General features: G+C 63.8%; 11 protein-coding genes and 1 pseudogene. 11 read left to right on the forward strand and 1 reads right to left on the reverse strand.

The genetic code is table 11. The annotated features are described in order from the left end of the window. The 11 genes and pseudogenes from KAK09_RS10975 to KAK09_RS11025 form a co-directional block, all read left to right on the forward strand. Positions 1–248, forward strand: a pseudogene (locus KAK09_RS10975) (hypothetical protein); the annotation flags it as partial. Positions 249–347: 99 nt separating this feature from the next. Next, positions 348–1,445 carry a carboxynorspermidine decarboxylase gene (locus KAK09_RS10980; RefSeq protein WP_210878989.1) on the forward strand — a complete coding sequence of 366 codons (1,098 nt, stop codon included), beginning with the start codon at positions 348–350 and terminating at the stop codon, positions 1,443–1,445. A gap of 29 nt (positions 1,446–1,474) precedes the next feature. After that, positions 1,475–2,713 carry a saccharopine dehydrogenase family protein gene (locus KAK09_RS10985; protein ID WP_210878990.1) on the forward strand — a complete coding sequence of 413 codons (1,239 nt, stop codon included), beginning with the start codon at positions 1,475–1,477 and terminating at the stop codon, positions 2,711–2,713. A gap of 110 nt (positions 2,714–2,823) precedes the next feature. Beyond that, the gene (locus KAK09_RS10990) at positions 2,824–3,849 is read left to right on the forward strand and encodes a LacI family DNA-binding transcriptional regulator (RefSeq protein WP_336244446.1); all 1,026 of its coding nucleotides are present in this window, start codon (positions 2,824–2,826) and stop codon (positions 3,847–3,849) included. A gap of 154 nt (positions 3,850–4,003) precedes the next feature. Next, positions 4,004–5,326: an ABC transporter substrate-binding protein gene (locus KAK09_RS10995; protein WP_210878992.1), complete on the forward strand. Its 1,323-nt coding sequence runs from the start codon at positions 4,004–4,006 to the stop codon at positions 5,324–5,326. Positions 5,327–5,392: 66 nt separating this feature from the next. After that, complete coding sequence (locus KAK09_RS11000) at positions 5,393–6,340, forward strand: carbohydrate ABC transporter permease (RefSeq protein WP_210878993.1); 948 nt, start codon at positions 5,393–5,395, stop codon at positions 6,338–6,340. Beyond that, complete coding sequence (locus tag KAK09_RS11005) at positions 6,337–7,269, forward strand: carbohydrate ABC transporter permease (protein ID WP_210878994.1); 933 nt, start codon at positions 6,337–6,339, stop codon at positions 7,267–7,269. Before KAK09_RS11000 ends, KAK09_RS11005 begins: the two co-directional genes overlap by 4 nt. Next, the gene (locus tag KAK09_RS11010; RefSeq protein WP_210878995.1) at positions 7,266–7,454 is read left to right on the forward strand and encodes a hypothetical protein; all 189 of its coding nucleotides are present in this window, start codon (positions 7,266–7,268) and stop codon (positions 7,452–7,454) included. The genes KAK09_RS11005 and KAK09_RS11010 overlap by 4 nt, the downstream gene beginning before the upstream one ends. 2 nt (positions 7,455–7,456) lie before the next feature. Continuing rightward, entirely contained in the window at positions 7,457–8,554 is a 1,098-nt protein-coding gene (locus KAK09_RS11015; protein WP_210878996.1) for an ABC transporter ATP-binding protein, read from the forward strand. Continuing rightward, complete coding sequence (locus KAK09_RS11020; protein ID WP_210878997.1) at positions 8,547–9,542, forward strand: ABC transporter ATP-binding protein; 996 nt, start codon at positions 8,547–8,549, stop codon at positions 9,540–9,542. Before KAK09_RS11015 ends, KAK09_RS11020 begins: the two co-directional genes overlap by 8 nt. A 10-nt stretch (positions 9,543–9,552) precedes the next feature. Next, a complete protein-coding gene (locus KAK09_RS11025) occupies positions 9,553–11,184 on the forward strand; it encodes a dihydroxyacetone kinase subunit DhaK (RefSeq protein ID WP_210878998.1) in 1,632 nt (543 codons plus the stop codon). A 123-nt stretch (positions 11,185–11,307) separates the two neighbouring features. Here KAK09_RS11025 and KAK09_RS11030 read toward each other — a convergent pair whose 3' ends face one another. After that, positions 11,308–11,835, reverse strand: a complete 528-nt coding sequence (locus tag KAK09_RS11030) for an AAA-type ATPase lid domain-containing protein (protein ID WP_210878999.1) — start codon at positions 11,833–11,835, stop codon at positions 11,308–11,310. Positions 11,836–11,973: the final 138 nt, after the last annotated feature.

Here is an 11,973-nt window from a genome sequence, read left to right on the forward strand (position 1 = left end):
TGGCCGTGGGCGTGATCCTGACGGTGGGGCTGGAATATTACCACACCACTGTCAGCCTGCGCTGGAGTTATGCAGAGGCGATGCCGCTGGTGCCACCGTTCGGAACGGGGTTGAGCCCGCTTTCGCAGTGGATCGTGATCCCGCCGGTCGTGATCTGGCTGGCGCGTCGGCATCTGCTGGGTGTGCAAGCGATCCGGCGCCGGGCGCGCGCTCAGGGCACGGCCGGTGCAACGTCGCGCACTGTCTGACAAATCCGCGAGAAAACGGTTGTTCAGCAGGAGGCCAGGCGATATCAAGCGCGCGCGCATGAAACGCGCCTTGCGACCCTGGATGCCGGAGGGCCCGAGATGCCGAAGACCCCCTATTACCTTATCGACAAGGCTCGGCTTCTGCCGAACATGGAAAAGATCGCCTGGCTGCGCGAGGTCTCCGGCGCGAAATCGCTCTTGGCGCTGAAATGTTTCGCAACCTGGTCGGTGTTCGATTTCATGGCACCCTACATGGACGGCACGACCTCGTCCTCGCTTTTCGAGGTGCGGCTTGGGGCCGAGAAATTCGGCAAGGAAACCCATGCCTATTCGGTGGCCTATGCCGATTACGAGATCGACGAGGTGCTTGGGCATGCCGACAAGATCATTTTCAATACCATCGGCCAGTTCGAACGATTCGAGGAGCAAAGCGCCGGACATGTGCGCGGCCTGCGGGTGAATCCGGGGGTATCGACCTCGGATTTCGATCTGGCCGATCCCGCGCGCCCGTTTTCGCGGCTGGGAGAGCACGACCCCGCGCGTATCGCGACGGTCGCGGAGCGCGTTTCCGGCTTCATGTTTCACAACAATTGCGAGAATGCCGATTTCGACCGTTTCAACCGGATGCTTGGTCATATCGAGCAACGTTTCGGCTTTCTGATCCGTCAAATGGGCTGGATATCGCTTGGCGGCGGCATCCATTTCACCGGTCCCGACTATCCGCTGGATCGTTTCGCCGAGCGGCTCAAGCGGTTTGCCGGCGAAAACGAGGTGCAGGTCTACCTTGAACCCGGCGAGGCCGCGATCACCAACGCGGCAACGCTCGAGGTGACGGTTCTGGACACACTGTTCAACGGCAAGCATCTGGCGATTGTCGATTCCTCGATCGAGGCGCATATGCTTGATCTGCTGATCTATCGCACCCGCGCAAAGATGCTGCCCGACAGCGGCCCGCATGAATGGATGATCTGCGGCAAGTCCTGTCTTGCCGGGGATATCTTCGGAGAGTTCCGTTTCCCCGAGCCGCTCAAGGCCGGGGACCGCCTGTCGATCCAGGATGCGGCCGGTTACACAATGGTCAAGAAGAACTGGTTTAACGGCGTGAAGATGCCCGCCATCGCGGTGCGCGACCTCGATGGAACCGTGCGCCTTGTGCGCGACTTCGACTACGAGGATTTTGCCGCAGCGCTGTCCTGAACGGATTACCCCGAACTTGGAGGGACCACATGAAGAAGAACGTGCTCATCATCGGCGCCGGGGGCGTCGCACAGGTCACAGCGCATAAATGCGCCCAGAACAACGATATTCTGGGCGATATCCATATCGCCAGCCGGACGCTTGCGAAATGTGAGGCCATCATCGCAAGCGTGCGCGACAAGGGGGCCATGAAGATCGACGGCCGGATCGAGGCACATCAGGTCAACGCTCGCGACACGTCCGAGGTGGCCGATCTGATCCGCCGGACCGGAGCGCAGATCGTGATCAACGTGGCTCAGGCCTTTGTCAACATGCCCGTCCTCGATGCCTGCATCGAGACCGGCGTGGCCTATATGGACACGGCTATCCATGAAGAGCCCGAGAAGATCTGCGAGGCGCCGCCCTGGTATGCGAACTACGAATGGAAGCGCAGGGAGCGTTGCGCCCAAAAGGGCGTGACCGCGATCCTGGGCGTCGGTTTCGATCCGGGCGTGGTCAACGCCTATGCGCGATACGGGATCGACACCTTCCTGGACGAGGTGACATCCATCGACATCGTGGACATCAACGCCGGCAGCCATGGTCGTTGGTTCAGCACCAATTTCGATCCCGAGATCAACTTTCGGGAGTTTACCGGAACGGTTTACAGCTGGCAGAACGGCGCGTGGCAGGAAAACCGGATGTTCGAGGTGGGCAAGGAATGGGATCTGCCGGTCGTGGGCAAGCAAAAGGCCTATATGACCGGCCATGACGAGGTGCACAGCCTTGCCACCAACTATCCGCAGGCCGATGTGCGCTTCTGGATGGGATTCTCGGATCATTACATCACCGTCTTCACGGTGCTCAGGAATCTCGGGTTGCTGTCGGAAAAGCCGGTCACGACAGCCGAGGGACTGGAGGTTGTGCCGCTCAAGGTGGTCAAGGCCGTGCTGCCCGATCCGGCAAGCCTTGCGCCCGACTACACCGGCAAGACCTGCATCGGCACGCTGGTCCGGGGCACCCGTGGTGGCCAGCCGGCCGAGGCCTTTGTCTACAACGTCGCCGACCACAAGGAGGCCTATCTGGAGGTGGGCAGCCAGGGGATCAGCTATACCGCCGGCGTGCCGCCCGTGGCCGCCGCGATCCTGATCGCGCAGGGCGTGTGGGATACCGGCCGCATGGTCAATGTCGAGGAACTTGACCCCACGCCCTTCTTTGAGGTGCTGGACCGGACCGGCCTGCCGACGCGCGTCAAGGATGCTGATGGCGACCGGCCCTGGAACGGCTGAAACCCGTTGTCCCCGGACCGGGGCGCCCATTGTGCAGCCCCGGTTCGGGCGCGCGGCTACGTTGACGTATGTCGCCTGGACACCCTATCCTTGCCCAGAAGGAGCAAGGCGTGAACAGGCCCACCGTCCACGATATCGCGAAAGAGGCCGGCGTCAGCCTTGCCACCGTTGACCGGGTTTTGAACGCGCGTCCGGGTGTGCGCGCAAAAACCATCGCCAAGGTTCAGGACGCGGTCAGCCGGTTGGGATATGTGCGCGACACCTACGCCGCTAATCTCGCGCGCAAACGGCTGTTCCGCTTTGTTTTCATCCTTCCAGAAGGCCCCAATCAGTTTGCCGAAACCCTTAAGGCGGCCATAGACGAGGCCTATTCGGCCCAGATCGCCGATCGGACCGTCCTGGAAATTCTCCGCGTGCCGTTTCTCGATCCGCACGCCATCGTGCGCCGATTGCAGCAGCTTGACGTGACAACACTCGATGGCGTGGCGCTGATGGTGCCGGAAACGCCGCAGGTGCGCGACGCGGTTGCCCGGCTCAAGGCGGCGGGGGTGGCGGTGGTGGCGCTGGTCTCGGATCTGCCGAACTCGCGGCGTGACCATTTCATCGGGACCAACAGCGTGGCGGCGGGGCGCACGGCGGGCCTTCTGATGGGACGCTTCGCAGGACGGTCGGGCGAGGTGCTCGTCGTCTCCAACTCCATGCGTGCGCGCGACAGCCTCGAGCGGCGACTTGGGTTTGATGCGGTGATCGCGGGCGAGTTTTCGGGGCTAAAGGTGCTGCCATCGGTGGAATCCTTCGATGATCCGGCCCGGATGCGCGCGGTGGTGGGCGAGGTGCTGGCGCGGCGGCGTGACGTGGTGGGCGTCTATTCGATGGGTTCTGGCAATACCGCACTCCTGGACGCGCTGCGCGAGAGCGGGCGCATCGGCGATCTGGTCAGCATCGCGCATGAACTGACCCCCACCACCGAGGCGGCGCTGCGCGAGGGGGCGCTGGCGGCGGTGATCGCGCAGAACGTGGGCCATCTGGCGCGTAGCGCGCTCAGGGTGCTGCGCGCTCTGTGCGACGGGCTGTCGATCTACGAGGCGCAGGAGCGTGTGCGCATCGAGATAATTCTGCGGGAAAACATCGGCTAAGGCACCGTGGCGCACGGGGCGGACGATCTGCGTGGATTATTTTCTTGATTTGAGGCACGTTCCTCATATACCAATCTTGCGACACCCCGAGACTCATCCGGCGGTGTGCTGCGCCGGTGACAGGGCGCATTTCCGATACGGGAGGAGGAACCCCATGAAGAAAAACGCTCTTCTGGCTGGCACAGCACTTGCCGCCGCGACCGCGTTCGCGGGCGGCGAGGCGCGCGCGGCCAATCTCACACTGTGCTGGGCCGCCTGGGACCCGGCCAACGCGCTGGTCGAACTCAGCAAGGATTTCGAGGCGCAATCCGGCCACTCGATGAGTTTCGAGTTCGTGCCCTGGCCCAATTTCGCCGACCGGATGCTCAACGAACTCAATTCGCGCGGCAAGCTGTGCGATCTGATGATCGGTGACAGCCAGTGGATCGGGCTTGGCGCGGAGGCGGGCCATTACGTCAAGATGAACGACTTTTTCGATGCAAACGGCATCGACATGGGCGATTTCATTCCCGCTACCGTGGCCGGCTATGCCGAATGGCCCAAGGGCACGCCGAATTACTGGGCGCTGCCCGCCTATGCCGACGTGGTAGGCTGGACCTATCGCCGCGACTGGTTCGAGCGGCCCGAATTGCAGGCCGAATACAAGGAGAAATACGGGCGCGATCTGCGCGTTCCCGAGACGCAGGCCGAGTTGAAGGACATCGCCGAGTTTTTCCAGGGCCGAGAGATCGACGGCACCACGGTCTATGGCGCGGCGATCTATACCGAGCGCGGCTCGGAAGGGATCACCATGGGCGTGACCAACGCGCTCTACAATTACGGCTTTCTCTATGAGAACCCTGAAAAACCCTATGACATGGAGGGTTTCGTCAATTCGCCCGGCGCGGTCGAGGGGCTGGAATTCTACAAGGCGCTTTACGATTGCTGCACGCCGCCGGGCTCGTCGGACTGGTATATGTCCGAGACGATCGACGCGTTCAAATCCGGGCAGGCCGCGCTTCAGATGAATTTCGCCTTCATCTGGCCGGGGGTGAATGCCGATCCCAATGTGGGCGGGGATCGTTCGGGCTATTTCCCCAATCCCGCCGGGCCTGCCGGGCAGTTCGCGCAACTGGGCGGGCAGGGGATTTCGGTGGTCTCCTATTCCGACAATCAGGACGCGGCGCTTGAGTATATCAAGTGGTTTGCGCAGCCCGAGGTGCAACAGCGCTGGTGGGACATGGGCGGCGCGCCCGCCTTGCAAGCGGTGGTTGATGCACCCGGCTTCGCCGAGAGTCAGCCCTATGCGCAGGCCTTCCTCGACTCCATGGCCATCGTCAAGGATTTCTGGGCCGAACCCACCTATGCCGAGTTGTTGCTGGCGATGCAGAACCGCGTCCACCGCTATGTGATCGCGGGTGAGGGCACGGCGCAGGAGGCGCTGGATGCGCTGGTGCGTGACTGGACCGAGGTGTTCGAGGACGACGGCAAACTCTGAGCCGCCCCCGGGCCGCCGGATCTGTCGGCGGCCCCTTTTCCCATTCAACCAGAAGGACGAGGTCTCATGCCGGAGACAGCGATGGATCGAGCCGCGAGCGCCACGCCGCCGGGGATCGCGCGCAGGGTGCGCGGCCTCTCGGATCGCGCCATTGCGTGGCTTTTCGTGGCGCCGACGATCTTTCTGCTTCTGGCCATCAACATATTTCCGCTGATCTGGACGATTCGGCTAAGTTTCACGAATTTTCGTGCCAACCGGCCCAATGCTGATGTCGAATGGGTGGGGCTTCGCAATTATCAGCGCATCCTGAGCGACCCGGAAATCTGGCAGACCATGCAGGCGACGGCACATTTCCTGTTCTGGACGCTGTTCTTTCAGGTGCTGATCGGCTTTGCGCTCGCGTGGCTCATCAACGCCAAGTTCCGCAGTTCGAATTTCTGGACCACGGTGATCGTGCTGCCGATGATGCTCTCGCCTGCCGTGGTCGGCAATTTCTGGACCTTCCTTTACCAGCCGCAGATCGGCCTGTTCAATTATGTGGTGGCCTTCGTCTCGGGGGCCGATCCCACCAGCTTTTCCATGATCGGGGATGTGCCGCTTGCGCCCTGGGCCATCGTGATCGTGGATACCTGGATGTGGACACCCTTTGTCATGCTCATCTGCCTTGCCGGGCTGCGGTCGATCCCCGAATCGATCTACGAGGCCGCCGAATGTGACCGTGCCTCGAAATGGCGGCAGTTCTGGACCATCACGGTGCCGATGGTGCTGCCGTTCCTGATGCTGGCGGTGCTGTTCCGGGGCATCGAAAATTTCAAGATGTTCGATCTGGTGGTGCAGCTTACGGGTGGCGGGCCGGGATCGACCACCGAACTCACCTCGATCAACCTCAAGCGCGAGGCGTTCGAGAAATGGCGCACGGGCTATGCCTCGGCCTATGCGGTGATCCTGTTCGTCACGGTGTTTGGTCTCGCCTCGATTTACGTGAAGGCCCTCAACAAGGTGAAGGAACGATGAGCACCGCCTCTGTCACCGGGCCGTCCGCCCGCCTCAAATGGATCGCCGGCGTGCTGGTGGTGGTCTATGCGCTGATCACGCTGATGCCGCTTCTGTGGATCATGGCGACGGGGTTCAAGACCTCGTCGGATGCCATCGCCTATCCACCCAAGGTTCTGTTCGAGCCGTCGCTGGAGGGCTATGTCAACCTTTTCACCACGCAGACGCGGCAGGTGGCGGGGCAGGTGAGCACGCCCGAGACATGGTATGAGCGGATCGTGCATGACAAGGGCATGGTGATCACCGGCCCGTCGCGCTATGGCGAACGGTTCATGAATTCGGTGATCATCGGGTTCGGCTCCACCTTCCTGTCGGTGTTTCTGGGCACGCTCGCGGCCTATGCCTTTTCGCGCTACCGGGTGCCGCTCAAGGATGATCTGATGTTTTTCATCCTCAGCACGCGGATGATGCCGCCCATTGCCGTGGCGATCCCGATTTTCCTTATGTTTCGGTCACTTGGCCTGTCGGACACCCATGCGGGCATGATCCTGCTCTATACGGCGGTGAACCTGTCGCTGGCGGTCTGGCTGCTCAAGGGGTTCATCGACGAGATCCCGCGCGAATATGAGGAGGCGGCCCTTATCGACGGCTACACGCGGTTTCAGGCGTTTCGCAAGGTGGTGCTGCCGCAGGCGGCCACGGGCATCGCCTCGACCGCGATCTTCTGCCTGATCTTCGCCTGGAACGAATATGCCTTCGCGGTGCTTCTGACCAGTGGAACGGCGCAGACAGCGCCCCCGTTCATCCCCACGATCATCGGCGTGGGCGGGCGCGACTGGCCCGCCGTGGCGGCGGGGGCGACGATCTTCCTGATGCCGGTGATGGTGTTCACGATCCTGCTGCGCAAGCATCTTCTGCGCGGGATAACCTTTGGGGCGGTGCGGAAATGAAGCGGTTTATCAATGGCTTGATCCGCCTGCGCCGAGGCCCGTGGGAGATGGTCGCCTCGATCCTCATCGCGGTTGGCGTGGTCATGCTGATGCAGCCTTTCGCGCTCTGGGCCTATTCGTGGTCCTTCCTTGTCACGTTAACCGGCACGGTGATGTTTCTCATCACCAGCCATTTCCCGGAGTAGGCATGGCCGAGATCGTCATCCGCAATCTGCGCAAGGAATATGGCAGTTTCACCGCTGTGCAATCCTCGTCCTTCAGGATCGAGGATGGTGAGTTCTTCATGTTGCTGGGGCCTTCGGGCTGCGGCAAGACGACGACGCTCAGGATGATCGCGGGGCTGGAGATCCCGACCTCTGGCGAGGTCTGGATCGACGGCGAGGAGGTGGGCCGCAAACCGGCAAGCCAGCGCGATATTGCCTTTGTTTTCCAGATGTTCGCGCTTTACCCGCATATGAACGTGCGCCGCAATATCGCCTATCCGCTGGTGAGCGAGGGCCTGCCGCGTGCGGAAGTCAGCCGCCGCGTGACCGAGGTTGCGCGTATCCTGGGGATCGAGGACATGCTTGAGCGGCCGGTGGGCGGATTGTCGGGTGGGGATCGGCAAAGGGTGGCTCTGGGGCGGGCGATTGTCAGAAATCCCAAGTGTTTTCTTATGGATGAGCCGCTTGGTGCGCTCGATGCCGAGTTTCGCGAGCATATGGCCGAGGAGTTGCGCGCGCTGCATGACCGGATGGGCGCGACCACGGTCTATGTCACCCATGACCAGCTTGAGGCGATGCAGATGGGCGACAAGATTGTTGTGATGAATCATGGGGTTGTGGAACAGTTCGGCACGCCGCAGGACATCTATGACAAGCCTGCCACCATGTTCGTCGCCGATTTCATCGGCGCGCCGCCGATGAATTTCCTGCGCTTTCATGGTGCGGTCGAGGCGGGCGCGACCGACGTCAGTCTGCACCATCAGGCGCTGCCCGTGCCCGCCCTGTGCGAGCCGTTCGATGGGGACATGGTGTACGGGGTGCGCCCGGAACATGTCCACATCTCGGACGGGGCCGGATACCGCGCCGAGGTGCTGGCCTCCGAATACCTCGGCACCACGCAGATCGTGACGCTGGCCACGCCCAATGGCGAGATCAAGGCGCGCATCCCCTCGGACCAGCCCGCCCGCATGGGCGAGACCGTGGGCCTTACCTTCAACGGCGCGACGGTGACGCTGTTTGACCGGCAGAGCGGGCGCGCGCTGCGCTCGGACCTGAACGAGGGAGTGCTGTCGCATGGCTGAGGTGGTGCTGCGTGGCGTGTCGAAACACTATGGCGAGACGGCGGCGCTTGACGATATGTCGATGACGGTGGCGGACGGGGCGTTCGTGGTGCTGCTGGGGCCGACCGGGGCGGGCAAGACCACCACGCTGCGCCTCATCGCAGGGCTGGAGGCACCGGACGGGGGCGACATCCTCATCGGGGGCCGGTCGGTGCTGCGTGACACGCCGGCCGAGCGCGACGTGGCGATGGTGTTCCAGCAATATTCGCTCTACCCGCATCTGAGCGTGCGCGACAATCTCGCCTTTCCGCTGCGCTCTCCGGCGCTGCGCACGCCCGAAGCCGAGATCACGCGCAAGGTGGCCGAGGTGGCCGAGGTGCTGCACATCTCCCACAAGCTTGACAACAAGGCGACCGCGCTCTCGGGCGGCGAGATGCAGCGCGTCTCGATCGGCCGCGCGCTGGTGCGTGCGCCGCAGCTTTTCCTGATGGACGAGCCGCTGAGTTCGCTCGATGCCAAGCTGCGCGCCGATCTGCGGGTGGAGTTGAAGCGCATCCATGCAAGCCTTGGGCGCACGCTGCTTTACGTCACCCATGATCAGATCGAGGCGATGACCATGGCGACCGAGGTGGGTGTGCTCGATCAGGGCCGCCTTGTGCAGTTCGGCACCCCGCGCGAGATTTACGAGAGCCCGGTGAGCCTCTATGTCGCCGCGCGGCTTGGGCAGCCGCGCATCAACGCCCTGCCCGCCGGTCTTTTCGGCGGCGCGCCCAGAGGCGCAAAGACCATCGGCCTGCGCCCCGAACATATCCGGCTGGGCGAGGGGCGCGACGCGGAGGTGGTGCGCGTGGAGCGGCTGGGCGATCAGACCCGGCTGCACCTGCGGCTTGACGGGCATGACATCGTGACCCTGACCGACCCACACTCCGATCTTGAAACCGGCGACAGCCTCGCCATCACCCCGCGCGATGCGCTCTATTTCGACGCGTCCGGCAACCGTTTGTCCTGAGGAGATCCCCATGCCGCAATTCATCAACACGAAGGAAACCCTCGTCACCGAGGCGATCGACGCGATGTTGCGCACCGCAGGTGGGCGGCTGGCGCGGCTGGACGGCTATCCGCATATCAAGGTGGTGATGCGCACCGACTGGGATCGCTCGCGCGTGGCGCTTATTTCGGGGGGCGGCTCGGGGCACGAGCCGAGCCATGCGGGTTTTGTGGGCCAGGGGATGCTGACGGCGGCGGTCTGTGGCGAGGTCTTTGCCTCGCCTTCGGTCGATGCGGTGCTGGCGGCGATTCTTGCCGTGACCGGCAAGGCGGGGTGCCTTCTTATCGTCAAGAACTATACCGGCGACCGGCTCAATTTCGGGCTGGCGGCGGAACGCGCGCGCGCGCAGGGGCTGCGGGTCAGCATGGTGATCGTCGATGACGACATAGCACTTCCGGACCTGCCGCAGCCGCGCGGCGTGGCGGGCACGCTTTTCGTGCACAAGATCGCGGGCGCGCTGGCCGAACAGGGGGCCGATCTCGATGCGGTGACGCAAGCGGCGGAACGGGTGATCAGGGGCGTGGTGTCCATCGGCATGTCGCTTGATACCTGCACCATTCCCGGCAACCCCAAGGAGGCCCGGATCAAGCCCGGCAAGGCAGAGCTTGGCCTTGGCATCCATGGCGAGGCAGGGATCGAGCAGGTCGATTTCTCGACCGCGCGCGCGGCGATGGAAATGGTGGTGGACCGACTTGCCCCGCGCATGGGGCCGGGGCCGCATGTAGCCCTGTTGAACAATCTGGGCGGGGCGACGCCGCTGGAAATGGGCGTGTTGGCAGAGGAGTTGCTCACGTCGCGGATCGGCGGGCAGGTCCGCTGGCTGGTGGGGCCGGCGCCGATGATGACCTCGCTCGACATGCAGGGGTTTTCCGTCTCTCTCCTGCCTGCGGGGCGGGCGGAGGAAGCGGCGATGGCCGCGCCGGTGGCGCCCTGGGCCTGGCCCGGCTGTCTGCCCGTGGGGGGCGTGGAGGTGGTGGCGCTGCCCGACGGGCTGGCGCCGATCAGGCCGATTCCGTCGCCCGATGACGAGATGCGCGCGCTCATCGAACGGTGCTGCACGATTCTCATCGAGGCGGAGGGGCCGCTCAATGCGCTCGACGCCAAATCGGGCGACGGCGACACCGGCAGCACGCTCGCCACGGCCGCGCGGGCGCTGATCGGAGCGCTCGACCGGCTGCCGCTTGCGGATCAGACGCAGCTTTACCGCGCCATCGGGCTGGAACTGAGCCAGACCATGGGCGGATCGTCGGGGGTGCTTCTGGCGATCTTCTTTGCCGCGGCGGGCGATGCCTCGGCCAGCGGGCAAGACATGATCGGGGCGCTGAGGGCGGGTCTGGACCGGATCATGCAGGTGGGAGGCGCGCGGCCGGGCGATCGCACCATGATCGACGCGCTCGCCCCCGCGCTTGACGCTCTGGGCGATGGTCTGGCGGCGGCGGCAGGCGCGGCACGGCAGGGGGCGGATGCCACGGCCGCGATCACCCGCGCGCGTGCCGGGCGCGCAAGCTATCTTGCCGCAGAGAGCCTGGCCGGGCACAACGATCCGGGCGCCGAGGCGGTGGCGCGGCTTTTCGAGGAACTGGACCGGGCAGGGGCGGCCTGAAGCGAACCGCCAGACGCCTACCGCCCTTGAACCTGCGCCTGCGCCTCAGGGCATCGGGGGCAGGGCGATGCGGCGGACAGGTCGCGTGCCGCCATGGCATGCAGAGAGTTTCGGTTCGCACGGCTATTGCGGGCCGTCATCCCGTTTGCCCAGCATGCGATAGAGATTGCGTTCCGAAACCCCGGCGGCATCGGCAATCAGGCGGCGGTTGCCGTTGAACCGTCGGGTCAGTTCGGCAAGGTATTTTTCGCGCAGTTCATCCACCGTGGGAAGGTTGTCAAACCGCAGGGTGACCCCTGCATTGCGCCGGGCGTTGTCATCACCCGGCGGCAGGTTAAGGTGGTCCGGTTCGATCCGGCGCGCGCCATGCGACATGATGATTGCGCGCTCGACCACGTTGCCGAGTTCCCGCACATTGCCGGGCCAGCTGTAGCTTTCCATCGCCCGCAAGGCTGCCGGGGTGAATTCCTTTGCGATGCCGCGCTGAAAATTGCGGCTCTCCAGAAAACGCTGTGCGAGCAGGGCAATATCGGCCCGCCGGTCGCGCAGGGGTGGGATTTCGACAATGAAGGCCGAGAGAAACTGCAGGAGGTCCGAGGTGCGCGCCCGGGCCTTCGGGCAGGCCGTTCTTGTCCTTGCAGGCGATTTCACAGGCGCGGCAGCCGATGCAATCGACGTTGTTGTGGATGAAACCCATCTGCATCTCGGGCACGACGGGTTCGTAGACCTCGCGCTTGCGTTTTAGGATCGCGGCCTTCAGCGTGGGAATATCGGCCTTGTCGGTCATGG

It is taken from the genome of Roseovarius autotrophicus (genome assembly GCF_018069895.1).
GTDB lineage: Bacteria > Pseudomonadota > Alphaproteobacteria > Rhodobacterales > Rhodobacteraceae > Roseovarius > Roseovarius autotrophicus.

Excerpts from the sequence above, each read along its gene's own strand:
- KAK09_RS10980 (WP_210878989.1), top strand. The coding sequence starts at position 348 with ATGCCGAAGACCCCCTATTACCTTATCGACAAGGCTCGGCTTCTGCCG.
- KAK09_RS10985 (WP_210878990.1), top strand. The coding sequence starts at position 1,475 with ATGAAGAAGAACGTGCTCATCATCGGCGCCGGGGGCGTCGCACAGGTC.
- KAK09_RS10995 (WP_210878992.1), top strand. The coding sequence starts at position 4,004 with ATGAAGAAAAACGCTCTTCTGGCTGGCACAGCACTTGCCGCCGCGACC.
- KAK09_RS11000 (WP_210878993.1), top strand. The coding sequence starts at position 5,393 with ATGCCGGAGACAGCGATGGATCGAGCCGCGAGCGCCACGCCGCCGGGG.
- KAK09_RS11005 (WP_210878994.1), top strand. The coding sequence starts at position 6,337 with ATGAGCACCGCCTCTGTCACCGGGCCGTCCGCCCGCCTCAAATGGATC.
- KAK09_RS11010 (WP_210878995.1), top strand. The coding sequence starts at position 7,266 with ATGAAGCGGTTTATCAATGGCTTGATCCGCCTGCGCCGAGGCCCGTGG.
- KAK09_RS11015 (WP_210878996.1), top strand. The coding sequence starts at position 7,457 with ATGGCCGAGATCGTCATCCGCAATCTGCGCAAGGAATATGGCAGTTTC.
- KAK09_RS11020 (WP_210878997.1), top strand. The coding sequence starts at position 8,547 with ATGGCTGAGGTGGTGCTGCGTGGCGTGTCGAAACACTATGGCGAGACG.
- KAK09_RS11025 (WP_210878998.1), top strand. The coding sequence starts at position 9,553 with ATGCCGCAATTCATCAACACGAAGGAAACCCTCGTCACCGAGGCGATC.